General features: G+C 70.5%; 25 protein-coding genes. 13 read left to right on the forward strand and 12 right to left on the reverse strand.

What is annotated here, in order from left to right; translation table 11 throughout:
* On the forward strand, positions 1–1,335 hold a 1,335-nt coding region (locus H5J26_RS13340), incomplete at its 5' end, for an LCP family protein (RefSeq protein ID WP_181766042.1).
* Between the two features lie 262 nt (positions 1,336–1,597).
* On the opposite strand, the gene H5J26_RS13345 is transcribed toward H5J26_RS13340, so the two are convergent.
* From H5J26_RS13345 to H5J26_RS13360, 4 genes are all read right to left on the reverse strand, one after another.
* Positions 1,598–3,400: an acyl-CoA dehydrogenase gene (locus tag H5J26_RS13345; RefSeq protein WP_181766043.1), complete on the reverse strand. Its 1,803-nt coding sequence runs from the start codon at positions 3,398–3,400 to the stop codon at positions 1,598–1,600.
* A gap of 116 nt (positions 3,401–3,516) precedes the next feature.
* Complete coding sequence (locus tag H5J26_RS13350; RefSeq protein WP_210771297.1) at positions 3,517–4,341, reverse strand: SAM-dependent methyltransferase; 825 nt, start codon at positions 4,339–4,341, stop codon at positions 3,517–3,519.
* Positions 4,342–4,385: 44 nt separating this feature from the next.
* Entirely contained in the window at positions 4,386–4,622 is a 237-nt protein-coding gene (locus H5J26_RS13355) for a DUF397 domain-containing protein (protein ID WP_181766044.1), read from the reverse strand.
* A 17-nt stretch (positions 4,623–4,639) separates the two neighbouring features.
* On the reverse strand, positions 4,640–5,497 hold the full coding sequence (locus tag H5J26_RS13360; protein WP_181766045.1) for a helix-turn-helix domain-containing protein: 858 nt from the start codon (positions 5,495–5,497) through the stop codon (positions 4,640–4,642).
* A gap of 217 nt (positions 5,498–5,714) precedes the next feature.
* Here H5J26_RS13360 and H5J26_RS13365 point away from each other — a divergent pair, with 217 nt between their 5' ends.
* Entirely contained in the window at positions 5,715–6,173 is a 459-nt protein-coding gene (locus H5J26_RS13365; protein WP_181766046.1) for an ATP-binding protein, read from the forward strand.
* A 197-nt stretch (positions 6,174–6,370) separates the two neighbouring features.
* Positions 6,371–7,186, forward strand: a complete 816-nt coding sequence (locus H5J26_RS13370; RefSeq protein ID WP_181766047.1) for an SAM-dependent methyltransferase — start codon at positions 6,371–6,373, stop codon at positions 7,184–7,186.
* A 90-nt stretch (positions 7,187–7,276) separates the two neighbouring features.
* Here the strand turns inward: H5J26_RS13370 and H5J26_RS13375 are convergent, their stop codons facing one another.
* Positions 7,277–8,191: a helix-turn-helix domain-containing protein gene (locus tag H5J26_RS13375; protein ID WP_181766048.1), complete on the reverse strand. Its 915-nt coding sequence runs from the start codon at positions 8,189–8,191 to the stop codon at positions 7,277–7,279.
* 202 nt (positions 8,192–8,393) lie between these two features.
* Positions 8,394–8,633, reverse strand: a complete 240-nt coding sequence (locus H5J26_RS13380) for a DUF397 domain-containing protein (RefSeq protein WP_181766065.1) — start codon at positions 8,631–8,633, stop codon at positions 8,394–8,396.
* Positions 8,634–8,886: 253 nt separating this feature from the next.
* On the opposite strand from H5J26_RS13380, the gene H5J26_RS13385 reads away from it, so the two are divergent.
* The 3 genes from H5J26_RS13385 to H5J26_RS13395 all read left to right on the forward strand — a co-directional run bounded on the left by H5J26_RS13385 (position 8,887) and on the right by H5J26_RS13395 (position 11,741).
* Positions 8,887–9,045, forward strand: a complete 159-nt coding sequence (locus tag H5J26_RS13385) for a hypothetical protein (RefSeq protein WP_181766049.1) — start codon at positions 8,887–8,889, stop codon at positions 9,043–9,045.
* Between the two features lie 219 nt (positions 9,046–9,264).
* Positions 9,265–10,161: a universal stress protein gene (locus H5J26_RS13390; RefSeq protein ID WP_181766050.1), complete on the forward strand. Its 897-nt coding sequence runs from the start codon at positions 9,265–9,267 to the stop codon at positions 10,159–10,161.
* A gap of 116 nt (positions 10,162–10,277) precedes the next feature.
* Positions 10,278–11,741, forward strand: coding sequence for a dihydrolipoyl dehydrogenase family protein (locus H5J26_RS13395; protein ID WP_181766051.1), 1,464 nt, complete (start codon positions 10,278–10,280; stop codon positions 11,739–11,741).
* 31 nt (positions 11,742–11,772) lie between these two features.
* On the opposite strand, the gene ligD (H5J26_RS13400) is transcribed toward H5J26_RS13395, so the two are convergent.
* Positions 11,773–12,654, reverse strand: coding sequence for a non-homologous end-joining DNA ligase (gene ligD, locus H5J26_RS13400; RefSeq protein WP_309237896.1), 882 nt, complete (start codon positions 12,652–12,654; stop codon positions 11,773–11,775).
* Between the two features lie 240 nt (positions 12,655–12,894).
* On the opposite strand from ligD (H5J26_RS13400), the gene egtA reads away from it, so the two are divergent.
* From egtA to egtD, 4 genes are read left to right on the forward strand one after another with little or no spacing between them, the layout of a single operon-like run.
* Positions 12,895–14,115 carry an ergothioneine biosynthesis glutamate--cysteine ligase EgtA gene (gene egtA, locus H5J26_RS13405; RefSeq protein ID WP_181766053.1) on the forward strand — a complete coding sequence of 407 codons (1,221 nt, stop codon included), beginning with the start codon at positions 12,895–12,897 and terminating at the stop codon, positions 14,113–14,115.
* A 49-nt stretch (positions 14,116–14,164) separates the two neighbouring features.
* Positions 14,165–15,535 carry an ergothioneine biosynthesis protein EgtB gene (egtB, locus tag H5J26_RS13410; RefSeq protein WP_181766054.1) on the forward strand — a complete coding sequence of 457 codons (1,371 nt, stop codon included), beginning with the start codon at positions 14,165–14,167 and terminating at the stop codon, positions 15,533–15,535.
* Complete coding sequence (egtC, locus tag H5J26_RS13415; protein WP_181766055.1) at positions 15,535–16,332, forward strand: ergothioneine biosynthesis protein EgtC; 798 nt, start codon at positions 15,535–15,537, stop codon at positions 16,330–16,332. Before egtB ends, egtC begins: the two co-directional genes overlap by 1 nt.
* Positions 16,329–17,306, forward strand: coding sequence for an L-histidine N(alpha)-methyltransferase (egtD, locus tag H5J26_RS13420; protein WP_181766056.1), 978 nt, complete (start codon positions 16,329–16,331; stop codon positions 17,304–17,306). The genes egtC and egtD overlap by 4 nt, the downstream gene beginning before the upstream one ends.
* A 52-nt stretch (positions 17,307–17,358) precedes the next feature.
* On the opposite strand, the gene H5J26_RS13425 is transcribed toward egtD, so the two are convergent.
* Together H5J26_RS13425 and H5J26_RS13430 are read right to left on the reverse strand one after the other, a co-directional pair.
* The gene (locus H5J26_RS13425; protein ID WP_181766057.1) at positions 17,359–17,730 is read right to left on the reverse strand and encodes a DUF4190 domain-containing protein; all 372 of its coding nucleotides are present in this window, start codon (positions 17,728–17,730) and stop codon (positions 17,359–17,361) included.
* 7 nt (positions 17,731–17,737) lie between these two features.
* Entirely contained in the window at positions 17,738–17,896 is a 159-nt protein-coding gene (locus tag H5J26_RS13430) for a hypothetical protein (protein ID WP_181766058.1), read from the reverse strand.
* Between the two features lie 118 nt (positions 17,897–18,014).
* Here H5J26_RS13430 and H5J26_RS13435 point away from each other — a divergent pair, with 118 nt between their 5' ends.
* On the forward strand, positions 18,015–18,656 hold the full coding sequence (locus tag H5J26_RS13435) for a TetR family transcriptional regulator (protein WP_181766059.1): 642 nt from the start codon (positions 18,015–18,017) through the stop codon (positions 18,654–18,656).
* Positions 18,657–18,668: 12 nt separating this feature from the next.
* Here H5J26_RS13435 and H5J26_RS13440 read toward each other — a convergent pair whose 3' ends face one another.
* The 3 genes from H5J26_RS13440 to H5J26_RS13450 form a co-directional block, all read right to left on the reverse strand.
* The gene (locus H5J26_RS13440) at positions 18,669–20,204 is read right to left on the reverse strand and encodes a serine/threonine-protein kinase (protein ID WP_181766060.1); all 1,536 of its coding nucleotides are present in this window, start codon (positions 20,202–20,204) and stop codon (positions 18,669–18,671) included.
* An 81-nt stretch (positions 20,205–20,285) separates the two neighbouring features.
* Positions 20,286–21,299 carry a non-homologous end-joining DNA ligase gene (gene ligD / locus H5J26_RS13445; RefSeq protein WP_181766061.1) on the reverse strand — a complete coding sequence of 338 codons (1,014 nt, stop codon included), beginning with the start codon at positions 21,297–21,299 and terminating at the stop codon, positions 20,286–20,288.
* A 150-nt stretch (positions 21,300–21,449) separates the two neighbouring features.
* Positions 21,450–22,175 carry a 3-keto-5-aminohexanoate cleavage protein gene (locus H5J26_RS13450; RefSeq protein ID WP_181766062.1) on the reverse strand — a complete coding sequence of 242 codons (726 nt, stop codon included), beginning with the start codon at positions 22,173–22,175 and terminating at the stop codon, positions 21,450–21,452.
* 170 nt (positions 22,176–22,345) lie between these two features.
* On the opposite strand from H5J26_RS13450, the gene H5J26_RS13455 reads away from it, so the two are divergent.
* Both H5J26_RS13455 and H5J26_RS13460 read left to right on the forward strand, forming a co-directional pair.
* Complete coding sequence (locus H5J26_RS13455; RefSeq protein WP_181766063.1) at positions 22,346–23,422, forward strand: ATP-dependent DNA ligase; 1,077 nt, start codon at positions 22,346–22,348, stop codon at positions 23,420–23,422.
* 96 nt (positions 23,423–23,518) lie between these two features.
* Positions 23,519–23,677 (forward strand): hypothetical protein, encoded by a 159-nt coding sequence (locus H5J26_RS13460; RefSeq protein WP_419183793.1) that lies wholly within the window; start codon positions 23,519–23,521, stop codon positions 23,675–23,677.
* The last annotated feature ends 42 nt before the right edge of the window (positions 23,678–23,719 follow it).

Consider the following 23,719-nt stretch of genomic DNA (forward strand, 5'->3'; position numbering starts at 1 on the left):
GCCGACCCGGTCCGCGACGCGATCTCCGGGCTGCCCACGACCGGCCGCCCCCACGACGGCCCCGGCACGAACATCCTTCTCGTGGGCCTCGACCGGCGCGAAGGACTCTCCCAGGCGACCAAGAACCGGCTGCACGTCAACGGACAGCAGTGCGACTGCGCCGACGTGATGATGCTGCTGCACATCTCGGCGGACGGGAGGCGGGTCAGCGTCGTGAGCATCCCCCGCGACTCCTACGTGCGCTTCGCCTCGCACCGAGACTCCGGCAAGGGCTTCGGCAAGATCACCACCCGCACCACCCGTCACCTGGGAAAGATCAACAGTGCGTTCTCTCACGGGGGGCCGTCGCTCACGGTCCGCACCGTCGAGCTGGCCACCGGGGTCCACATCGACCACTACGCCGAGACCGACTTCGTCGGCTTCGAGAAGACCGTCGACCGCCTCAAGGGTGCGGAGGTGTGCACCAACAAGCCGCTGGAGGACAAGAATTCGGGTCTGAAGCTGCCGAGAGGCACTCAAGTGCTGAACGGCAACAACTCCCTTCGGTACGTACGGGCCCGGCACGTGGACCCGCCCGGCGACCTCGGCCGTATCCGTCGGCAGCAGCATGTGCTGGGCGAGTTGATGCACACCATGGCCGGCGCGAAGAGAGCCGGCGATCCGGTCGAGCTGATCCGGACGATCAACGCGCTGCGGGGTGCGGTCCGTTGGGACCGGACCTTCACCATGGGGCGGATGCTGAGGCTGGCGGGCGGACTGCGCGGACTGACGGCTCACCGGACCGAGTACGCGACGGTGCCCATCTCCCACTTCGACTACCGGGCGCCCGTCTGGGGCTCGACCCTGCGATGGGACAAGCCCCGCGCCAGAGCACTCTTCGCCGACCTGCGTGAGGACCGTCCCCTCACCGGCAATCCGGCCACGGGTCCCGCGCCGGGCAGCAAGCCGGTTCCGTACGCGCCGGAGGAGGTGAAGGTGCGCGTCGAGGGCAGCGGCGAACCCGCCGCGCACATGGCGCAGGAACTGCGTGACAACGGCTTCGAGGTGCTGGAGAGCCGGCGCAGCGCTGCCGGCCCCCGCAGCGGGAGGACCGAGGTCACCTACGACCCGTACTGGGAGCGCAAGGCGAGCACGGTGGCGGCTGCCCTGCCGGGCGCGGTGATGCGTCCCGTACCGGTGACCGGAACCAAGCACGACGAGGTCTTCACCGTCAGGCCCGGCACCGAGGGCGCGGACGTCGCCGACGTCGACTTCGACCGCAGCAGCGTCGAGGGTGCCCCGCTGACCGGCGACGAACTCGACTGCGACGACAGGCCGGTTCGCCCGAAGAAGTAGCCCTTCCCGCACAGCGAGGAGCCCCGGGACCCGCACATCGCGGACCGGGGCTCCTAGGCCCTGTCTGACGAATCTCGCCTTGCTCGCGACGACTGGCACGCACATCCTCCCCCGCTTCGCGGGAGGTGCCCCCAGTTGTCGCATCGACCGAGTAGCCCACTACGAGGGCGATCCTCCGCCTTGCGGCTGCACGCACCATCCGCCGCGAGCACCGCCTGCGGCGGACGGCGCCATCTGTCGGACAGGCCCTTGCCGCGTCACCTCAGAACCAGTCCGGGTCCGTCTCCATCGTGGTCGTGTCGAGAGAGTCCAGCAGGTCGAACTGCGGCCCGGTGCGGGGCAGTTCGTAACGGAAGAAGTAGCGGGCGGCCTGCCGCTTGCCCTGGTGGAAGGCGTCGTCGTGGCCGGCCGTCGCCAGGAACTGACCGAGCCATATCCACGCCACGACGACGTGGCCCACCGCCTCCAGATAGGCGGTGGCGTTGGCCAGGGCGACGGAGGGGTCGCCCGAACCCCACAGGCGCGCGGTGACCTTGGCGACCCGTTCCCACGACTCCCGGAGCGCGGCGCCGAGTTCGGCGGCCTCGTCACCGGCGGACAGCGCCCTCTCCACGGTCGTCGCGATGGTCTCGCCCAGTGCGACGAGACCGGCGCCCCCGTCCATGACCGCCTTGCGCCCGAGCAGGTCCAGCGCCTGGATGCCGTGCGTCCCCTCGTGGATGGGGTTGAGGCGGTTGTCGCGGTAGTGCTGCTCCACGTCGTACTCGCGCGTGTAGCCGTAGCCGCCGTGCACCTGGATGGCGAGGCTGTTGGCCTCCAGACACCACTGCGAGGGCCAGCTCTTGGCGATCGGCGTCAGCACGTCGAGCAGCAGCCGAGCGTGCTCCCGGTCCTCCTCCGCCTCGGCGGTCTGCTGTTCGTCGACAAGCCGTGAGCAGTACAGGAGCAGCGCGAGTGCCCCCTCGACGTACGACTTCTGAGCGAGCAACATCCGCCGCACGTCGGCGTGTTCGATGATGGGCACCTGAGGCGCCGTGGCGTCCTTGCCCGCGACCGGGCGGCCCTGCGGGCGCTGGCGCGCGTAGTCCAGGGACTTGAGGTAGCCGGTGTAGCCCAGCGCCATGGCGCCCGCGCCGACGCCGATCCGCGCTCCGTTCATCATGTGGAACATGTACGCGAGCCCGCGGTGCGGCTCACCGACGAGGTGGCCGACTGCGCCGGGTGCCCCGCCCGGACTGTGCGCGCCCTCCCCGAAGTTGAGCAGCGTGTTGGTCGTGCCGCGGTACCCCATCTTGTGGTTGAGCCCGGCCGTCACGACGTCGTTGCGCTCACCGACGGCACCGTCCGCGTCCACCAGGTGCTTGGGGACGATGAAGAGGGAGAGGCCCTTGACGCCGGGAGGGCCACCGGGGATACGGGCGAGCACGAGGTGGACGATGTTCTCGGACAGCTCGTGGTCACCTGCCGAGATCCACATCTTGCTGCCGAAGAGCCGGTAGGTGCCGTCCTGTTGCTCCTCCGCGCGGGTGGCCACGTCGGCGAGCGAGGAACCGGCCTGCGGTTCGGACAGGCACATGGTGCCGAAGAAGCGTCCGGCGAGCATCGGCCGTACATAGGTGTCGATCTGCTCCTGCGTGCCGTGCGCGCACAACAGCCGGGCGTTGCCCAGCGTGAGGAAGAGATACGAGGACGTGCCCACGTTGGCCGCCTGGAACCAGCTGAAGCAGGCCGTGGTCACGGTCTGCGGCAGCTGCATGCCGCCGAGTTCCTCGTCCATGGCGGAGGCGAGGAGGTCGGCCTTGGTGAAGGCCTCCAGCGCCCGCTTCACCTCCGGGACGGTGTGCACGCGCTCGCCGTCGAAGCGCGGCTCCTCCTGGTCGTTCTTCTTGTTGTGCGGCGCGAAGTGCCGGGTGGCGATCTGCTCGCTGAGGTCGAGCACGGCGTCGAAGGTCTCGCGGGAGTGCTCGGAGTAGCGCGGGCGCCCGGTCAGCTCCTCGGCGTCCAGCCACTGGTAGAGCAGGAAGTCCAGGTCCCGGCGGGAGAGGAGGAGCGAGGGTGTGGCCATGTCGGATCCGATCCCGGTCGGCAGCGTCGGCAAATCTAAGCGCTTGCTTATCCTGCTTCCGCCCGGCGTCCCCTGTCAACGCCCGCTCGCCTGTACGGGCCGCCCGGGTCAGAGCGTCAGGGCTTGCGCGCGACTCCGGCGTAGCCGGGTACGGCCCCCTCGCCTGGGGCTCCGGTGCGTTCCGCGTCGGGATGCCAGCTCTGGGGCGGCACCAGCCCGGGGCCGACGAGCTCAAGTCCGTCGAAGAAGCGGGAGACCTCGGCGAAGGTCCGGGGCCACAGGGGGGAGCCGCTCTCCGCGTAGATGTCCAGCACGGACTCCGCCCGCTCGGCGTGGCCGGCTGCGAGGAAGTCGGCGGTGGCGTGCGTCAGTACGAGATGACTGTCCGCGGGGAGGGCGCCCAGCAGCGTGCGGACGATGTCGTACGGCTGCTGGTCGTCCCCGACGAAGTGGAAGATCGTGTTGACCGAGAGGGCGACGGGACGGCCGAGGTCGATCGTGTCGCTGAGCTCCGGGGCGTCGAGGATGCTCTCCGGATCGGTCACGTCCGCGTGCACGTAGGCGGTGCTGCCCTCGGTCGCGCCGTGCAGCAGCTCCTGGGCGTGTTCGAGGACGACGGGGTCGTTGTCGCAGTAGACGACCTTCGACTCGGGCGCCACGGCCTGTGCCGCCTGGTGCAGATTGGGTTCGGTGGGGATGCGCGAGCCGATGTCCAGGAACTGCCGTACGCCGCGCTCCCCGGCGAGCCAGCGCGTCGCCCGGACCATGAAGTCGCGGTTGGCGCGTGCCGCGGCCCGCGCCACCGGCATGGCGGCCGCGACCGCCTCAGCCGCTTTGGCGTCGGCGTCGAAGTGGCTGCGGCCGCCCAGGTAGTAGTCGTACATCCGGGCAGGGTGCGGTCTGCCCGGGTCGAACTGCGGTGCCTGACCTTGTCCAGTCAACGGTGTCTCCGTTCCGGTCCTGGTCGGTCGTGCTCATCCCCGCTTCATGTGAGGAGGAAGTCGGCGTCTCCGCGCTTGGCGCCTCGTATGAAGGTGTCGATCTCGTGCGGGTCGTAGATCAGCGCCGGCCCGTCCGGGTCCGTCGACTGCCGGAGGGCGACGCGGCCGTCGGCCAGCTTCATCGCCTCCAGGCAGTTGCCGCCGTTCGGGCCGCTCCACGGCTTGTGCCAGCCCTCGGTGCCGAGCTCGTTGGCGGGCATGCCGTTGTAGATCTCACTCATCGGTACGGCCCATACAGTCAGAACTCCTTGCGGATCTCACCGAGAAGGGACTCGGTGCGGGATGCCGGCGCGGCCTGCGCGCCCATGCGGTCCAATGCCTCCAGGAAGACGGCGGTGTCGGGACGTTCGTCGTGGTAGACGGCCCCGCTGAGACTTTCCGAGTAGACGATGTCGGGCAGCTCGGGGATGTCGAAGCGGAAGAGCTGGAACGGCCCGAACATGGCGGGGTGCGGGCCGGCGGTGAACGGGATCACCTGCACGGTCACGTTCGGCATCGCGGTGGACTCGATGAGCCGGTCGAGCTGCCCGCGCATCACCGACGCCTCGCCGACGTGACGCCGCACCACCTGCTCCTCGAGTACGACCCACAGGCGCGGTGCGTCAGGGCGCCGCAGCAGATCCTGCCGTTCCATGCGCAGGGCGACGCGGCGGCTGAGCTCCTCGTCGTCGGCGTTGGGGAAACCGGTGCGCAGCAGCGCCGTCGCGTACTCCTCGGTCTGCAGCAGGCCGGGCACGCAGTGCGGCTCGTAGGCGCGGATGAGGCTGGCCTCGCCCTCGAGGCTGACGTAGAGGCTGAACCAGGACGGCAGGACGTCGCGGAAGCGGTGCCACCAGCCGGGCCGGTTGGCCTCTTCGACCAGGGAGAGGAAGGAGGCGGCTTCGGCTTCCGGGATGCCGTAGGTCTTGAGCAGCTTCTCCACGTACGGGGGTTTGAGGCCGACCTCGGCCTTCTCCATGCGACGGATCGTGGTCGTGTTGACGCTGAGCGCGGCGGCGGCATCGGCGAAGGAGCACCCCGCGCGCTCCCGCAGGTCCCGGAGGCGCATTCCGAGGACCATCTGTCCCACTGTCGGCGCTGTACGGCCGTCAGCCACGATGCCTCCCCTCCACCGGACCTGTCGCGCTTGAAGTGTGCCACGTGCGTGATGCGGCATCCATACTGTGCCTCCGATTCTGCAATTTGCAGAGCGCCCCTTGCCATTTGTCAGGGGCGCGGACATAGTGAGTAACGTGATTCAGCTCATGTCGCTCGGTGTGCTGCCTCCGCACCCGGCCCTTGCCTCGCGCGGGTAACGGAAGGCGCATTGAACCGTGGCTCTCGATCGTCCCGTCATACCGCTCACCCAGTCCGGACCGGTCGCGGGTGCAGCGGGTGTGCGGCATGAGGGATTCGAGCTCCCCGCGCACGCGACCGCGGTCGCTGACGCGCGGAGGAGGGTGGGAGGCTCGCTCCGTGCCTGGGGCCTGAGCGAAGACCTCAGCCGTACAGCCCAGTTGGTCGTCTCCGAGTTCTTCACCAACGCCGTCGTGCACACGGACAGCTGCCGCGTGCGTTGCCGGATCGAGCTGTTCGAGGAGCGGCTGCGCATAGAAGTCTGCGACGAGGGTGTCGACTGCTCCGAGGTCCTGCCCCGCTCGGCCGCGGTGGAGGACGTGAACGGGCGGGGGCTCCAACTCGTCGGCGTCGTCGCGGAGAGGTGGGGCGTGCGCCCTGGCAGCGGGGAGTCCGGGCGCATCGTGTGGGCGGAGCTGCGTCTCTCCGGCCTATGACAGGCCGCTGCCCTGAGGGGCCGTCAGAGCTTCCCATCCGCCGCTTCCGTCCCGTCTGCCGCAGGGAGCGCGTTTCTGTGTATTTCCTTGCCCTACTGGTCAGTTGAGGTCGTCTGCACCAGATCACCGTGCGATGCTTCGCCGTAACGAGACGTGTGCACGACGGGAAGTGTACGCAGCGAGACGGTGAGGCACGCATGCGCGAAGACGAAGTCGCGGTAGGCCAGGGAGTGGACGTCAACACCCCCAGTGTGGCGCGGATGTACGACTACTACCTCGGCGGCAAGGACAACTACGAGGTCGACCGCTTGGCCGTCGCCGAGCTCGACAAGGTCGTTCCCAGCACCAGGCCCCTTGCCGTCAACAACCGCCGCTTCCTCCAGCGCGCCGTGCGTGTGCTCGCCCAGGACTACGGGGTCCGCCAGTTCCTCGACCACGGGTCAGGCCTGCCCACCCAGGACAACGTGCACCAGGTCGCGCAGCGCATCGACCCCGGATCGAGGGCCGTCTACGTCGACAACGACCCCATCGTGCTGGCGCACGGCCGGGCGCTGCTGCAGGAGAACGAGAACACAGCGGTCATCCAGGCCGATCTGCGGGACACCGACGCCATCTTCGACGACCCCGAGGTGAAGCGCCTCATAGACCTGTCGCAGCCGGTCGGCGCGCTCTTCGTCTCGGTGATGCACTGCATCCCGGACTCCTCCGACCCCGCGGCGGTGCTGCGCGGAATCATCGACCGGCTGCCCTCCGGCAGCTTCCTTGTCATCAACCAGCTGGTGAGCGAGGACAAGGCCACCCGGGACTTCGTCACGGAGTTCATGGCGGAGACCACCCAGAACCGCTGGGGCAGGGTGCGTCAGGCGCACGAGGTCGAGCGCTACTTCGACGGGCTGGAAGTCCTCGAACCGGGCCTCGGCGAGATCAACGACTGGCGGCCGGACTCCGATCTGGGCCCCAAGCAACTGACCGCCGAGTGGTACGAGTTCGGAGGCGTGGCTCGCAAGCCCTGAGGCCCGCCCAGGTGTTCCGGCCGGTCGGCCCCGAAGAGGGCCGGCCGGTCACTCTTGTCCTGTGCCGCCTGCCTCTCTCCGTGGCCGGTCTCAGCCCTGGGCCTCGTGCCGGCTCAGCAGCCGCTCGAGGAACTCGACCGTCATGGACGGCGGTTCGGCGGTGGCGCACAGTCGGTCCATCACGACCATGTAGTTCTCGACCTCGTCGCGCTTCTCCAGGTAGAGGGAAGAGGTGAGCTGCTCCAGGTAGACGATGTCCGGCAGATCCGGCTCCTGGAAGCGGAGTATGGTCACCGGGCCGCCCGCGGCTGCCAGGCCCCCTATCGCGAAGGGCGCGATCTGCAGGGTGACGTTGGGCTGTTCGGCCGCCCACAGCAGCCGCTTGATCTGTTCCCGCATCACGGACGGCCCGCCCAGCGGGCGTTGCAGTGCCGCCTCGTCGACGACCGCCCACAGCTTCGGGCTGTGCGGCCGGGTGAGGATGGCCTGACGGTCCGAGCGCAGTTCGACGCGCCGCTCGATCTCCTCCGTCGAGGCACGCGGGTGACCGAGCCGCATGACGGCGCGGGCGTAGTCCTCCGTCTGCAACAGCCCCGGCACGAACTGCACTTCGTACATGCGGATCACCGACGCCGCTTCCTCCAGGCCGATCAGCCTGTCGAACCAGGGCGACATCACATCGCTGTACTTCTGCCACCAGCCCGGAGTGCTGGAGTGACGTGCCAGGACGAGGTACTCGTCGCGGTCCTGCTCATCGGTGATGCCGTACAGCGAGAGCAGGTCGGCGATGTCCCGTTCCTTGCACCCGACCCTGCCCAGCTCCAGACGGCTGATCTTGGCGTGCGAGCCGCGGATGGCGTCGCCGGCGGCCTCACGGGTGATGCCGCGCTCCTCGCGGAGCCTCCGCAGCTGTGTTCCGAGCACGATGCGCAGGATCGTCGGCCCGCCACGTGGGTGGTCGAGGATCCGCCTCACCGACGAATCACCTTCCCGCTGTGCTGACATCAGGTTTTCCCTGCTCCCGTGAGTGACGGTCGAGCGCTCAGTGTCCCACTCGGTGAACTACCCGTACAGTCATGCTGATTGCACATACCCCGGCCATGTGCCGGAGCCATGGGCGGCTCCGTGCACGGGCCGGGGTTCATGCGTCCCCCTGTGTGCCCCCGCGGCTCGTGTGCCACGGCCCCGTGCTGCTGCGCCGAGTTCGTCAGCGCTCCGCCAACAGGTCGTCGAAGTCCCCGTCCTTGGCGCCCTGGACGAACGCCGCCATCTCCGCCGGGGTGTAGATCAGTGCCGGGCCCGAGGGGTGGCGCGAGTTGCGCACGGCCACGGAGCCGCCCGGGAGGCCGGCCAGTTCGACGCAGTTGCCGTTCGGGTTGCTCCGGCCGCTCTTTCGCCAGGTCACGTCCCGCAGAAGGGTCGCCTGGATGCCGTTGTCGATCTGCATGGTGGCCTCTCCGTTTTCCATCAATACGGCGTTCAGGGGGTGTTGAGAGAGCACTGTCTCATAGTCACATGTTCTTGCATCTGTAATTGCAGATGTGCTTGCAGGGGTAAGTGCACATCGTGAAGAATGACGGACGCAGCGGCCCTGAGTCCCGAATCTGCCTCGGAGAGAAGGCAGTTCGGGCTCATCTGTCCCTCACCCTGGAGTACCGGTGACCTCATACGGATTCGAACGTCCCTCTACGGCCGGACCGTTGGACCACGCCGCCATCGCCGAACTCGAACAGTGCGACTGGGACAGCCCGCTGACGAGACTCCTTCTGCTCCTCGAGATCGCCGACCGCCCCGCATGGCTGCGTGAAGTCGCCCGCGCCTCGGACCGCGGCGAGACGGGGCGGCGCAGCGCGGGCTGACGGCCCGTCGCCGCTCCGGTCCGCTTTCCTCGCGGTCCGTCACCTGATTGCCCCTCGGCCCGGCTCCGGGCCTGTGTCCTGCATGTCCGTGAAGAACACCAAGAGCACACGGCTGGGAGAACTCGGCCTGCTCCGCGCGGTTTGCCGGTTGCCGCCCGTCGTACCCGCATATCCAGCACACTGGGACATACGGACGAGCGAGGCGAGGGAGAGCCCCAGATGAATGACCGCTCCACTGCCCCCGCCGACGAGGCCCGCGTGGTCGTCGGCATCGACGGATCAGAACCTTCCCTGCGTGCCCTGGACATGGCCGCCGAAGAGGCCGGGCGGCGCGGACTCGCCCTGGAGATGGTGTATTCGGCCGGCTGGCCCAAGCGCTCGCGCGTCCCCGTGACGGAGAGCGACCTGGAGCGCATCCGGGTCGCGGCGGCGGCCGTCCTGGACGAGGCGGGGCAGCGCGCGCAGGCAGTGGTGCCCGGCCTGCGCACCGTCCCGTCCGTGCACACGGAGGCGCTCGCCGCCGACGCACTGGTGCGCGCCAGCCGTACGGCCCCGCTGACCGTCGTCGGGACGCGCGGTCACGGTGGATTCTCAGGACTGCTCGTGGGCTCCGTCAGCCTGCGCGCCGCCGCCCACAGTGAGGGGCCCCTCCTGGTGGTGGGTGACAGCCGCGAGAGCCGGAGCGCCGACCACGGCACCGTCCTCGTCGGACTGCCCAGCGATGCGGACGGCGCAGCGGTGCGCTTCGGCTTCGAGGAGGCGGCCCGCCGCGGCGCCTCCCTTCGCGTGCTTCACGGATGGACTCAGCCGCGCATGCCCGGCAGGCTCCAACTGCCGCCGAGGGAGGCCCAGCAGGCGCGCGAGTCCGCTGCGGAGCTGGTACGGGGAGTGGTCGCCCCCGTCGCCAAGGACCACCCCGATGTGAAGGTCAGTGCCGACGAGCAGGGCGGCAGCCAGGCCGCCACGCTGATCGAGGCGAGCCGATCGGCCGACGTGCTGGTGATCGCCGTGCACCGGCGTTCCCGCCGTCTCGGCCTCCAGCTCGGTCCGGTCGCCCACGCGGTCCTGCACCACGCGCACTGCCCGGTGCTCATCGTCCCGGTGCAGGCAGGCTGACCCGGCCGCACCCGCTCGGGCGTACTCCATCGGCCGCCTGCATCGTTTACCTCCACCTCCCACGCGCACCCGCAGCATCATCAGCATGACCAGGACCCATCGATGTGGAGGCCGTCATGACACGTTCCGAGGGCGCCCCGGGGACCGCCGTTGACGACGAGTACGACCTCATCGTCATCGGAGCCGGCCCGGTCGGGGAGAACGTGGCCGAGCGGGGACACGCCGCCGGCCTCAGCGCTCTGATCATCGAGAGCGAACTGGTCGGCGGTGACTGCTCCTACTGGGCCTGCATGCCCAGCAAGGCGTTGCTGCGCCCGGTCGCCGCGCTGGCCGACGCCCGTCGCGTCGCGGGCGCCGCCCAGGCGGTCACCTCCCGTCTGGACGCGGCGGCGGTGCTCGCCCGGCGTGACGGGTTCACCTCCAACTGGGACGACAAGGGCCAGGTCGACTGGCTGCTGTCGGTCGGCGTGGAGCTCCAGCGCGGACACGGCCGCCTCGACGGGCCCCGCCGCGTGACGGTGGACATCCCGGACGGCGGGACGCGAACGTTCACCGCGCGGCACGCCGTCGCCATCGCCACGGGGAGCCGCGCCGCCCTGCCCTCGATTCAGGGCATCGAGACGGCGAGGCCGTGGACGAGCCGGGAGGCGACCTCCGCCAAGGAGGTCCCGGGCCGGCTCGCGGTGGTCGGCGGGGGAGTGGTCGCAGTGGAGATGGCCACTGTCTGGCAGGCGCTCGGAACGCAGGTCACCATGCTGGTGCGCGGGGAGAAGCTGATGCCGAGGATGGAGCCCTTCGCCGGCGAGCTCGTCGTCGAGGCGCTCCGGGCGGCGGGCACCGAGGTGCGTACGGGCGTGGAGGTCGAAAAGCTGGAGCGGCCCTCGCCGGGAGGCCCCGTGACGCTCTCGCTCAGCGGCGGCGGGCAACTGGAGAGCGACGAGGTCCTCTTCGCCACCGGACGTCTCCCGCGCACCGACGACCTCGGCCTGGAGACGGTGGGCTGCCGGCCGGGAGGCTTCCTGACGGTGGACGACAGCTGCCGTGTCGAGGGCGTGAAAGGCGGCTGGCTGTACGCGGTGGGCGACGCCAACGGCCGTGCCCTCCTCACCCACCAGGGCAAGTACCAGGCACGGGTGGCCGGCAGCGCGATCGGGGCACGCGCGGCGGGCGTACCGCTGCTGGAGACCGACCGCTGGGGTGCCCACGCGGCGACGGCCGACCACGACGCCGTCCCGCAGGTCGTCTTCACGGACCCGGAGGTGGCCTCCGTCGGCCTCACCGCGGCCGAGGCAGAGAACCGGGGACTGAGGGTGCGCGTCGTCGACCTCGACATGAGCGGTGTTGCGGGAGCGTCCCTCTACGCCGACGACTACCGAGGCCACGCCCGCATGGTCGTCGACCTCGACCGTGAAGTCGTCGTGGGTGTCACGTTCGTCGGCGCCGGCATCGGCGAACTGCTGCACTCCGCGAGCGTGGCCGTCGCAGGTGAGATCCCGATGGAGCGCCTGTGGCACGCCGTTCCGTCGTACCCGACGATGAGCGAGGTGTGGCTGCGGCTGCTGGAGACCTACCGCGGCTGACACGGCGGCAGCGTCGCGCGTGCGCAGCTGCTCAAAGGCGTGCCGAAAGCCTCCGGTCCGCCGCTCGTACGGACCGGCCGCGTGGGCTCGGGCCCTCCCACGGGTCGCTCTTACGCAGCCGGTCCTCGACGTTGCCGACGTTCCAGCGGTCGGGTGCCAGCTTCGGATCCTTCAGCTCCGACCAGCTGATGGGCACGGCGACGGGGGCGCCGGGCAGGGCCCGCACCGAGTAGGGGGCGACGGCCGTCTGCGCGTAGGCGTTGCGCTGGATGTCGAGATAGATGCGGTCGCCACGGTTCGCCTTCCGGGCTTCGCCCGTGAGCCGGTCCGGGTGACGGGCGACCAGCACCTCGGAGACGCGGCGGGCGAAGGCGCGCACGCTGTCGAAGTCCGACTTGCGGTCCAGCGTCGCGATGACGTGCAGCCCGCGCGACCCGGTGGTCATCAGCTGCGTGGGCAGCTCCACCTCTTCCAGCAGCCCGCCCACGCAGGACGCGGCCCACCGGACGTCCTCGAAGTCCGCTTCTCCGCTGGGGTCGAGGTCGAAGACGAGCAGGTCCGGGTGGTGGGGATGATCCGCCCTCGAGAGCCAGCGGTGCGGAGTGATGCAGGCCTGACCGGCGAGATAGACGAGGGTGTCGGCGTTGTCGCACAGCGGGTGGCGCACCGTGCCGTCCTCCTTGGCCAGTTCGGCGGTGTGCACCCACTCGGGGAAGTAGTCCGGCGCGTTCTTCTGCATCAGCGGCTTGCCGCCGATGCCGTCCGGATGGCGCTCCATCATCAGCGGCCGGTTGCGCAGCAGGGGCACGGCACGTCCTGCGACCCGGCGGTAGTGGTCCGCCAGGTCGCGCTTGGTGATCCCGTCGTCGGGGAAGAGCACCTTCTCGGGTCTGGTGATCTCGATGTCCTTCACGCCGCGACGAGTTGACCGGTCACGGCCTCCCAAACAGTCGTGAACCGGTCACGACCCGCCGAACAGCCGTGACGGGCATGGGTGCCGCACGAGGGGGCACCCCCTTCCGGGGACCGGTCCGGGCGAGCCCTTTCACCCTGGCCGACGTTGCCGTCTTGCGTGTCGCCCCTGATGGCAGCAGTCTCGGACTTCTCAGGGCCCTCGGGCCCGCTACGCATCCGACGGGAGGCGTCGAGTGGCATGGATGCCGTGCTGAACGAGGACGAAGCAGCCGCGTACGTCGGCGGGATCTGCTTCAAGACCGGGCCGCCGCGCCGCGTGGGAGTGGAGCTGGAGTGGCTCATCCGTGACCGCTCCGCCCCGGGCCGCGCCGTACCGCCCGACAGGCTGGAGGAGGCGCTGGCCCCGCTGTGGTCCCGCGGAATGCCCGGTGGCAGCAGGCTCACCCGGGAACCCGGCGGACAGCTGGAGGTCAGCTCACCTCCGGGCGAGACGCTCGCCGAGTGCATCGCCATCACAGCCGCCGATCTGGCCGTACTGCGCAAGAAGGTGGGAGAGTCCGGCGCTCTTCTCTACGGGCGTGGCCTCGACCCGTATCTGAGCCCGCCGCGCGTACTGGAGGATCCCCGTTACCGCGCCATGGAGGCGCACTTCGACCGTTCCGGCCCGTGGGGCCGGATGATGATGAGGGCCACCGCCGCCGTCCAGGTCAGCGTGGACGCCGGAGACGACTCCGACGGCCCCACCGGATACCGCCACCGCTGGCAGCTCGCACACCGGCTCGGCCCGGTGCTGGTGGCCGCCTTCGCCAACTCCCCGCTCTGGCGCTCCCGTCCCACGGGCTGGGTCTCCACCCGTCAGAGCGTCTGGGCACGGGCCGACCCCGGCCGTACCAGCCCCCCACGAGCGCACAGCGACCCCCGCGAGGGCTGGGCGCGCTACGCGCTCGACGCCGAACTGCTGTGTCTCCGCCGCGAGCCGCCCGCCGAATGGACGGCGCCGCCGCGGCTGTCCTTCCGCGGCTGGCTACGCGGCCAGCACCGTGAAAGGCCCCCGACACGGGACGACTTGGACTACCACCTCGGCACGCTCTTCCCGCCCGTACGCCCACGCGGCTGGCTGGAGCTGCGGATGATCGACGCGCAGTGCGGTGACGGCTGGGTGGCGGCGACCGCGGTGGCGGCCACCCTGCTGGACGACGTCCGGGCGGCCGAGTCCGCATGGGAGGCCACGGAAGCGCTGGAGGGCGACCCCACCCTGTGGGAGCGCGCCGCGCGTGACGGCCCCGCCGATCCGCTGCTCGGCCCCGCGGTGCGCGAATGCGTCGCCGCAGCGGAGGCCGCGCTGTCACGGCAGGACCCCGGCAGCACGGTGCACCACTCCGTCCTCGAATTCGCCGAGCGCTACTCCGAGCGCGGACGTTGCCCCGCACACGACCAGTTGGACGCGCTGCGCGGCTGATGACCGCGGGCGCGTCCCGTCGTGCACACACGGAAAGGAGACCAGCAAGATGTCCGAGGACACAGCCGCGCCGGCCGCCACACCCTCATCCGGCGGCGGGAGCACGCCCGTTGAGAGCAGCCGGGAACGCGCGTACGCCGCGCTGGAGCGCGCCAGGCGCCGCACCATGGCGCTCACGGACTGCCTGGACGAGGCGGAACTGACCGCTCAGCACTCGAAGTTGATGTCGCCACTCGCATGGGACCTCGCGCACGTGGGCAACCAGGAGGACTTCTGGCTGCTGCGCGAAGCAGGCGGTCAGCAGGGGGTGCGACCGGATCTCGACGAGGTCTACGACGCCTTCCGCACCCCGCGCGCCGACCGGCCCACCCTGCCCATGCTCTCCCCGGACGCGGCCCGCGAGTACATCGCCGAGGTACGCGCCCGCGCGGTGGAGGTGATCGCCGCGGCATCCGGGAAGTCGGGCCCCCTCTTCGAGGACGACTTCGTCTTCGGCATGGTCGCCCAGCACGAGCAGCAGCACGACGAGACCATGCTCGCCACACACCAGCTGCGCCGTGGTCCCGCCGTCCTCGACGCCCCCGACCCGCCCGCACCGATGTCCCGCGGTACGGACGCGACGCACGGCGAAGTACACGTCCCGGCAGGGCCGTTCACCATGGGCACGAGCACCGAGCCCTGGGCCCTGGACAACGAACGTCCCGCGCACACCGTCGAAGTGGCGGCCTTCGATCTGGACGCCGTGCCCGTGACGAACGGCGCCTATCTGCGCTTCATCGAGGACGGCGGCTATGAGGACCCCCGCTGGTGGCACCCCGACGGCTGGGCGCAGGTGCAGCGGGCGAACCTGAGCGCGCCGCTGTTCTGGAAGCGCGACGGCGGCAACTGGCAGCGCCGCAGGTTCGGTTACACCGAGCGCGTTCCGCCGGGGGAGCCGGTGATGCACGTGTGCTGGTACGAGGCGGACGCGTACGCCCGCTGGGCGGGTCGCCGCCTGCCGACGGAAGCCGAATGGGAGAAGGCCGCCCGGCACGACCCGGAGACCGGTGAATCGCGCCGCTACCCGTGGGGCGACGCCGAACCCGCCGAGGGGCACGCCAACTTGGGGCAGCAGCATCTCAGGCCCGCACCCGCCGGGGCGTATCCGGCGGGTGCCGCGCCGTGCGGTGCCCGTCAGATGATCGGCGACGTGTGGGAGTGGACGTCCTCGGACTTCACCGGCTACCCGGGCTTCGCCCCCTTCCCCTACCGCGAGTACTCCGAGGTCTTCTTCGGCACGGAGTACAAGGTGCTGCGCGGCGGCTCCTTCGGCACGGACGAGGTGGCCTGCCGGGGGACGTTCCGCAACTGGGACCTGCCCGTGCGCAGGCAGATCTTCGCCGGGTTCCGCACCGCACGCAGCTCCGGGGGCGAGCGCTGATGTGCCGTCACCTGGCCTACCTCGGTCCGCCCGTCTCCCTCGCGGACGTCGTCACGCTGCCCCCGAACGGCCTGTACGAGCAGTCCTGGGCGCCGCGCCGGCAGCGGTACGGGACCGTCAACGCCGATGGTTTCGGGCTCGGTTGGTACCCGCAGCAGGAAGGGGCGCTCCCGGCCCGCTACCGCCGGGCGGTGCCGATCTGGGCCGACCCGAACCTGCCCGACCTGACCCGCGCCGTACACAGCACGTGCGTGCTCGCGGCGGTGCGGGACGCCACCGTGGGCACCGCTCAGGACGAGACGGCGGCCGCCCCGTACGCCGACGGTCGCTGGCTCTTCAGCCACAACGGCGCGGTGCAGGACTGGGAGCGGATTGTCGAGGACCTCGGCGTGCAGATGGAGGCGCGTGATCTGCTCGGGCTGGAGTCCCGCTGCGACTCCGCGCTGCTGTGGGCGCTCCTCGCGCAGCGGCTGCATGCGGGGGAGCCGGCCGAGGACGCCCTGGCGTGGCTCGTGACCCGTATCGCGGAGATACGTCCCGGCGCCCGGCTCAACTTCCTTCTCACGGACGGCCGCACGATCCTCGCCACCCGCCGCGGCGACACCCTCTGGTACCGCACCGGCGAGCACGGAGTGCGCGTCGCCTCCGAACCCGACGCCGGCCATGAGGACGAGGCCGGCGGCGATCCGGAGGGCACCTGGAGGGAAGTCCCGGACGACTCGCTGCTCGTGGCCACCGTCTCGACCGTACGTACCGTCCCGCTGGTTCCCGCCGCCGAGAGGATCTCCATCGCATGACGGGCCGATTCGACCTCACCCGCCGTCTGCCCGACGGATACTTCGCCGACGCCCTGCACACCGACGTGCTCAAGGGCCTGACGGGCCGGCCCAAGACCCTGCCGCCCAAATGGTTCTACGACGCCCACGGCAGTGAACTCTTCGAAGAGATCACGCGGTTGCCCGAGTACTACCCGACACGGGCCGAGCACGCGATCCTGAGCGAGCGGTGCGACGAGATCGCCGCGGCGACCGGCGCCCGTACCCTCGTCGAGCTGGGCTCCGGCTCCTCCCGCAAGACGCGGCTGCTGCTCGACAGCCTCCTGCGGCACGGAACTCTCGAGCGGTACGCAGCACTCGACGTCAGTGCCGACGCCCTGCGTGAAGCGGGCGAGGCGCTGTGCCGCGACTATCCGGGGCTGCAGGTGACGGGGTGCGTCACCGATCTGGAGACCGACCTCGGGATGCCCGGGGAGGCGCCCGGTCCCCGCCTGGTTGCCTTCCTCGGGGGGACGCTCGGCAACCTCGACGGTGAGGCACGTCCCGCCTTCTACTCCGCACTGCGCAAGGAACTCCGGCCGGGCGACGCCCTGTTGATGGGGGCTGACCTGGTCAAGGACCCGGCGGTGCTGGTTCCGGCGTACGACGACGCGCAGGGTGTGACCGCCGCCTTCAACAAGAACGTGCTGAGCGTGCTCAACCGCCGGCTCGGCGCCGCCTTCGACCTCGACGCCTTCGAGCATCGTTCGGTGTGGAACGCGGAGGAGGAGCGCATCGAGATGCGGCTGCGCTCCCGTCGCGCCCAGACAGTGGCCCTGCCGGCGCTCGAGATGACCGCCGAGTTCGAGGAGGGCGAGGAGGTCCTGACGGAGATCGCCGTGAAGTTCCGGCGGCCTGCGCTCACGGCCGAACTGGCCCGTGAGGGCCTCGAGGTGAGCCACTGGTGGACTGACGCGGAGGAGCGCTTCGCCCTCCTGCTGGCGGTCCCGGCCTGACGCACCACGGCGGGGCCGGTGCACTCAGGCACCGGCCCCGCCGTCTGGCCGTTCAGCCCGCGATGCTCCAGGACGCCGACCCGTCGGCGGCGGTGACGGCCGCGAGGACGATCAGGTCGGCGACGCCGAGCGAGAGTCCGAGCACGGCGCGGAAGCGGCGGGTCGTGCCGCGCATCAGCGCGAGACCGCTCAGCACCACGGCGCACGGACCCAGAACGAAGTTGAAGACCAGCAGTCCGGCCAGGCCCATGACGAAGGAGGCGACGGCCATGCCGTCCGCGTCGCGGACGCGCGGCGCGGTGCGGCCACTCGTCGGGGCCTCCTCGGTGCGCTCCGCGTTCCCGGTGAAGGACTCCTCACCCGGGTCGCGGTGCTCGCGCGTGTCCGAAGGGGTGGGACGGACAAGGGTGTTCAGGGCGTTCATGTCTCAGTCAGCTCCCTTGACGGTGGTGCTTGCGCTCGCGGACCGCGAAGACCAGCAGCCAGGCACCGATGACCGCGGCTGCGGCGAACGTGGCCGGGAGCGGGATGTGTGCCGCGGTGCCCACCAGGAAGCCCAGCAGGAGGAATGCGGCAACGATGAAGATCATGTGTGGCCTTTCTTGAGTGGGCCGATGATCGGGACTCAGTGAACAGTTGGGGTAACAACTGTTCACTGAGTTCAGTCTACCTTGGCACGTCCCGGCGAACACCTGTTTACTGAATGACATGAGCCACACCAGCGTCCCCACGCCCACGCCACGCGAGACCCAGAAGGCCAGGACCCGCTGCGCCTTGCTCGACGCCGGGTTGAGGCTGCTGGAGAACCAGAGCCTCAGCAGCCTCGGCCTGCGTGAGATCACCCGCGTCGTGGGAATGGCGCCGGCCGCCTTCTACCGTCACTTCCGGGATCTGAGCGATCTGGGTGTCGCCCTCGTCGAGGAGTCACTCGGCAGCCTTCACGCGGTGGTGCGCGAGATCCTGGAGGTGCCGGACGACGAGGCCGCGCGTATCGAGCGGACCGTCGAGACCATCGCCCGCTACGTGCGCGAGCACCCCACGCACGTCCGGTTCGTGGCACGGGAGAGGCACGGCGGGGTCCCGGCCGTACGGGCCGCCATAGGCGCCGAGTTGGACCGGTTCGCCGACGAGGTCGCCGAGGCGCTGGCGGCCGACGAGGTCTCGGCCGGGTGGAGCGCGGAGGACATGCGCATGCTCGCCGAGCTGTACGTGGACCACGTCGTGATGACCGCTTCCGCCTTCCTCGACGCCGCACTCGGCGAGGGCCCGGACGAGGAGAGCGTCGCACGTACGGCCCGGCGCCAGCTGATGCTCATCAGCACCGGACGCAGGTACTGGCGCGAGGGCTGAACGGGCCGCGCGTCAGCCCTTGTCGGAGACGCGGAAGGTCTTGACCGCCATGTCGAAGTACTTCTTCGCCGTGCCCCATTCGGCGTCGGGAGCCGAGAGGTACAGGGCGTAGTGCTGCGCGCCCTCCTGGGCGAAGCCGAGGTCGACCGCATGGTACGAGCGGGTGCGGCCCTGCCAGGTGTACTCCCAGATCGCGGCGTCCTGACCCAGGTAGGTCGTGGCGTTCATCCGGAGTCTGCGGTAGTCCGGCGACTTCTCCTCCACCTCCGGCTCCAGTTCACGCCAGTGCTTGATCGGGCTGTTCCCCGCGAAGTCGAGAACGCCGAACTTCAGTCCCGTCAGCCCGGACGGCGCGACGTAGTCGACCTGCTCGCCGCCCGCCTGCTCCTTGCGCTGCCAGCCGTCGGGCACGTCGACGGAGAAGCCCAGCCGGTCCTTCACGCGGTGATAGCCCTCGGCGACCGGAGGGCGTGACGGGGTGGCCGACGGTGAAGGCCCGGAGGTGTGCGAGGCGGAGGGGCCGGGGGAGCCGGGCCCGTCCCCGGAGCTGCCCTGCTGCGTCAGCCACCACGCACCGCCCGCGATCGCGGCGACGGCCACGACTCCGGCGGCCAGTGTGCCGACGCGAAATCCTCTTCGCCGTACGGGAGTTCGCGCTGTGGCGGCGGGAGGCCACGGTGGTGTGGGCGCTCCGGCGTCCGGCGCCTCCGGCTGCGTGGGCAGCGGCACCGTGCCTCCGGTGGCCGAGAGCCACTCCTCGGCCTGTTCCAGGGTGAACCTGTCGTCGGGCTCCTTTGCCAGCAGCCCCTCGATCAACTCGCGTAGAGGACCGGCTCGTTCCATCGTCCGCGGCGGTTCGCTCGCGGCTGCGTACGCCGTCTCCACCCAGGTGTCGCGCGCGAACGGCGGAACACCCTCGACCGCCTCGTACAGTGTCGCCCCCAACGCCCAGGCGTCGGCGGCCGGTCCGGCCTCGCCGCCTCGCATGCGCTCCGGCGACGCGTAGTTGATGGATCCGACGAACTCCCCTGTGCGGGTGAGGGTTTCGGTGTCCGAGGCCGCCGCGATGCCGAAGTCGGTCAGGACGATGCGCTCGCCCTCCTCGTGCAGCAGGACGTTCCCGGGCTTGACGTCGCGGTGCAGCACGCCCGCCGCGTGGGCCGCACGCAGCGCCGACGCCATCGCCATGCCCGTACGGGCTGCCTCCTGGGGCGTCAACGGGCCGTCCTCACGCAGGACGTCGCCGAGGGAGCGCGAGGGCACGTACTCCATGACGATGCACGGCAGCCCCGCCTCCTCCACCACGTCGTGCACGATGATGACCCCGGGATGGCTGATCCGGGCGGCACTTCGTGCTTCGCGGCGGGTCCGTTCGTACAGGCGCGCCCGCTCGTTCTCCTCCAGATGCGGCGGCACGCGGAGTTCCTTCACCGCGACGGGGCGGTCCAGAAGGGCGTCACCGGCGAGCCACACGGTCCCCATTCCGCCGCGGCCAAGCTGCCGGGACAGCCGGTATCTCCCGGCCACCAGCCGGTCTTCGTCGGTCACCTCGGTCGCTCCGCTCCCCCTGAACACACGTTCCAGTAGGGAACCCTAGCTGGCGGCACCGCTGTTGCGGCGGGGGACGCCTCAGTCTGCGACGCGCTTGGCCCTGCTGGGCTGTACGCGCTTCGGCTCGCCCTTCACCTTCGGGTGCTCCGGCGGGTAGGGGAGATCGCCCAGCCCGTGCTCGCTCTCGTCCCGCGCGGCCAGCTCCAGCGCGGCGTCCAGACGGAAGCGGCGCTCGTCCATGTCCGCGTGGACGTCGCCGAGTTCGGCATAGCGCTCCTGCATCGAGGCGAGATCGAAGTCGTCGGGGTGCACGCTCGGGAGCTCGTCCCAGCGCAGCGGTGCCGACACGGTGCCGCGCTGGTTCGGGCGGACGGAGTACGCGCTGGCGATGGTGCGGTCGCGCGCCGTCTGGTTGTAGTCCACGAAGATGCGGCTGCCGCGTTCCTCCTTCCACCACGCCGTGGTGATGCGAGAGGGATCGCGTCGCTCCAACTCCCGTCCCACGGCGATGGCCGATCGCCGGACCTGCGCGAAGTTCCACTCGGGCTCGATGGGCACGAAGACGTGGAGCCCGCGCCCGCCGGAGGTCTTGGGCCAGCCGCGGAGCCCCAACTCCTCAAGGAGCGGCTGCAGTTGCTGGGCCGCCCGCACGGCGTCACTGAAGTCGGTGCCCGGCTGCGGGTCCAGGTCGATGCGCAGCTCGTCGGGGTGGTCGGTGTCGTCACGACGCACCGGCCAGGGGTGGAAGGTCAGGCAGCCCAGGTTCGCCGCCCAGATCACCGCCGCCGCGCTGGTCGGGCAGATCTCGTCCGCGTGACGGCCGCTGGGGAAGCTGATACGGGCGGTGGGGATCCACTCGGGGAGGTTCTTGGGCGCCCGCTTCTGGAAGAAGGACTCGCCGCCCACCCCCTCCGGGTACCGCTCCAGCGTCGTGGGGCGTTCACGCAGAGCGCGGGTGATCCCGTCACTCACGGACATGTAGTACTTGGCGACGTCGAGCTTGGTGAAGCCCCGCTCCGGGAAGTACATCTTGCCGGGGCTGGACAGCCGCACCTGCTGGTCGCCGACAGTCAGCTCCACTGCCTCTCCCATGCCGCCACGCTAAGCCGCGGTGCGGTGGACCGCCTCCCGGCGTACGGTCAAATCTTGCGCGGCCGGAGGCCGGAGGCCCGTCGGGACCGCGTCGCGAGTGGCTGCCCGGGCCGGTCTTCAGCGTCTTCAGCGCGGCCTTCAGCGCGGCCTTCAGCGCGGCTGGGACGCCTGCCGGATGACGCGCGCGGCGAGGACCAGATCGGCGTTCGCCTCGGCGGGGGTCCCGTCCGGCAGGTGCAGGACGTCCTCCAGGCCGACCCTCATGTCCAGCCCGCGGAGGGCGGCGAGCCGCAGGACGGGCCAGGCGCCGCCGTCCTCCCCGTGCAGAAGGACAGGCGAGTCGGCCGGGCGGAGCTCGTCCACGAGTGCGGCCGCGGTGTGCGGCGCGGTCCGCGTGCCGGTGTCGGTGACCTCGGCCAGGATGCGCAGCACCCGGTGGCGCTCGGGCCAGTCGAGGAGGTGCCGTACGGCGTCCGTCCCGGACCAGACGCCTGCCTCGACCCCGATCCCCCTGCTCAGCAGGGCGGCGGCGACCAGCGAGGCGCCGGGCTCGTGCCAGTTCACGGAGGCGTGGTCGGGAAGGACGGTCCAGGAGCGGACCTGTGCGGCGCGTTGCTCGGGATCAGGCGTGGCCCAGGCTCCCGTGGTGACACCGACGGGGATGCCCGGCACAGCGGCCCGCACGGCTGTGAGGGCCTCGGCGACAACGGCCGACTCCAAGGTGTCCTCACCCGAGGTGTTCTTGGGGTGGAGATGGATGTCCCGGGCGCCGGCGGCGACAGCTGCACGAGCTGAGCCGGCCAACTCCTCGGCGGTCACCGGAAGAGACGGGCACGCGGAGCGGTCTCTCGCGCCGTTCAGACAGACCTGCAGCATGAGCGTGATGGTCCCAGCCGGGTCCGGCGGTCACCAGCCGTGTGACGCCGCCGGTCGTGCACGGACGTCGTCCCTGCCGCCGGCCTCAAGGCCGGGCGGCCTTCGGGCAGCCGGAATCCCCACGTTCCTCCGGGGGGCGGGTGGCGCGGTGCCGGAATACAGTGCAGGTCATGGACCTTCCCGTCATGCCGCCCGTGAAGCCCATGCTGGCGAAGCTCGCCGCGAGGATCCCGGACGGCATGCAGTACGAGGCCAAGTGGGACGGCTTCCGCGCCATCGTCTTCCGTGACGGCGACGAGGTGGAGATCGGCAGCCGTACGGGGAAGTCGCTCAAGCGGTACTTCCCCGAGCTGGTCACGGCGCTGCTCGCCAATCTTCCGCCGCGCTGTGTCGTGGACGGGGAGATCATCGTCGCCCGCGACGGCCGGCTGGAGTTCGAGTTGCTCCAGCAGCGCATCCATCCCGCGGACTCGCGCGTGCGCATGCTCGCGGAGGAGATCCCGTCGAGCTTCGTGGCCTTCGACGTCCTCGCGCTGGACGACGAGTCGCTGATGGAGCAACCGCTCGGTGAGCGCCGCGAGAGGCTCGTCGACGCCCTGAAGGATGCCCGGGACCCGGTCTTCGTCGCTCCCGCGACCCAGGACGTCGAGCTGGCGCGGCAGTGGTTCGACGAGTTCGAGGGCGCCGGTCTGGACGGACTGGTGGCGAAGGGACTCACGATTCCCTACCGCCCGGACCAGCGGCTGATGGTGAAGATCAAGCACGAGCGCACCGCCGACTGCGTACTCGCGGGGCTCCGCCCCCACAAGAGCGGCCAGGGCGTCGGCTCGCTGCTTCTCGGCCTCTACGACAGCTCCGGCACGCTCCAGCACGTGGGCGTGTGCGCCTCCTTCACCATGACCCGCCGCAAGGAGCTGATGGAGGAGCTGGAGCCGTTGAGGATGAGCTCGCCCGAGGGCCACCCGTGGGCGCAGTGGCAGCGCGAGGAGGCGCACACGGAGAGCCGCATGCCGGGTGCGCCGAGCCGCTGGACCGGGACCAAGGACCTGTCGTGGATTCCGCTGCGTCCCGAGCGGGTGTGCGAGGTGGCCTACGACCACATGGAGGGGGACCGTTTCCGTCACACGACGCAGTTCCGCAGGTGGCGTACGGACCGTGAGGCCCGCGACTGCACGTACGCCCAGCTCGAGGAGCCCGTCAGCTACGACCTGTCACGCATGCTGACCGACTCGCCCGGCAAGCCCTGACCGCCGCGCTCAGCCCGGCGCCCGACGACCGAGGAAGACCCGCCACCGAAGAGCCCTCACCGATGATCCGCCACGTGAGAAGGGACTGACCACCCCATGAATCTCCACCGCATCCTCTGCAGGGAACGTCACAGCAACCGGACCGACATCGGCCTCCTCGCCCTCCGTGTGGGCACCGGCGGCGTCCTCTTCTCCCACGGGGCGCAGAAACTCTTCGGCTGGTTCGGGGGTCACGGCCTGGAGGGGACCGGCTGATCCTGCTCGTGATCGGTCTGGCCAACTGGCTGATCGCCCGAC

The organism is Streptomyces albidus (ex Kaewkla and Franco 2022) (assembly GCF_013870515.1).
Classification (GTDB): Bacteria; Actinomycetota; Actinomycetes; order Streptomycetales; family Streptomycetaceae; genus Streptomyces; species Streptomyces albidus.

Bases quoted from the DNA above. Each gene is read 5' to 3' on its own strand.
- H5J26_RS13345 (WP_181766043.1), bottom strand. From the start codon at position 3,400: ATGGCCACACCCTCGCTCCTCCTCTCCCGCCGGGACCTGGACTTCCTG.
- H5J26_RS13355 (WP_181766044.1), bottom strand. From the start codon at position 4,622: ATGAGTGAGATCTACAACGGCATGCCCGCCAACGAGCTCGGCACCGAG.
- H5J26_RS13370 (WP_181766047.1), top strand. From the start codon at position 6,371: ATGCGCGAAGACGAAGTCGCGGTAGGCCAGGGAGTGGACGTCAACACC.
- H5J26_RS13375 (WP_181766048.1), bottom strand. From the start codon at position 8,191: ATGTCAGCACAGCGGGAAGGTGATTCGTCGGTGAGGCGGATCCTCGAC.
- H5J26_RS13380 (WP_181766065.1), bottom strand. From the start codon at position 8,633: ATGCAGATCGACAACGGCATCCAGGCGACCCTTCTGCGGGACGTGACC.
- H5J26_RS13390 (WP_181766050.1), top strand. From the start codon at position 9,265: ATGAATGACCGCTCCACTGCCCCCGCCGACGAGGCCCGCGTGGTCGTC.
- H5J26_RS13395 (WP_181766051.1), top strand. From the start codon at position 10,278: ATGACACGTTCCGAGGGCGCCCCGGGGACCGCCGTTGACGACGAGTAC.
- egtA (WP_181766053.1), top strand. From the start codon at position 12,895: ATGGATGCCGTGCTGAACGAGGACGAAGCAGCCGCGTACGTCGGCGGG.
- egtB (WP_181766054.1), top strand. From the start codon at position 14,165: ATGTCCGAGGACACAGCCGCGCCGGCCGCCACACCCTCATCCGGCGGC.
- egtC (WP_181766055.1), top strand. From the start codon at position 15,535: ATGTGCCGTCACCTGGCCTACCTCGGTCCGCCCGTCTCCCTCGCGGAC.
- egtD (WP_181766056.1), top strand. From the start codon at position 16,329: ATGACGGGCCGATTCGACCTCACCCGCCGTCTGCCCGACGGATACTTC.
- H5J26_RS13425 (WP_181766057.1), bottom strand. From the start codon at position 17,730: ATGAACGCCCTGAACACCCTTGTCCGTCCCACCCCTTCGGACACGCGC.
- H5J26_RS13430 (WP_181766058.1), bottom strand. From the start codon at position 17,896: ATGATCTTCATCGTTGCCGCATTCCTCCTGCTGGGCTTCCTGGTGGGC.
- H5J26_RS13435 (WP_181766059.1), top strand. From the start codon at position 18,015: ATGAGCCACACCAGCGTCCCCACGCCCACGCCACGCGAGACCCAGAAG.
- ligD (WP_181766061.1), bottom strand. From the start codon at position 21,299: ATGGGAGAGGCAGTGGAGCTGACTGTCGGCGACCAGCAGGTGCGGCTG.
- H5J26_RS13450 (WP_181766062.1), bottom strand. From the start codon at position 22,175: ATGCTGCAGGTCTGTCTGAACGGCGCGAGAGACCGCTCCGCGTGCCCG.
- H5J26_RS13455 (WP_181766063.1), top strand. From the start codon at position 22,346: ATGGACCTTCCCGTCATGCCGCCCGTGAAGCCCATGCTGGCGAAGCTC.
- H5J26_RS13460 (WP_419183793.1), top strand. From the start codon at position 23,519: ATGAATCTCCACCGCATCCTCTGCAGGGAACGTCACAGCAACCGGACC.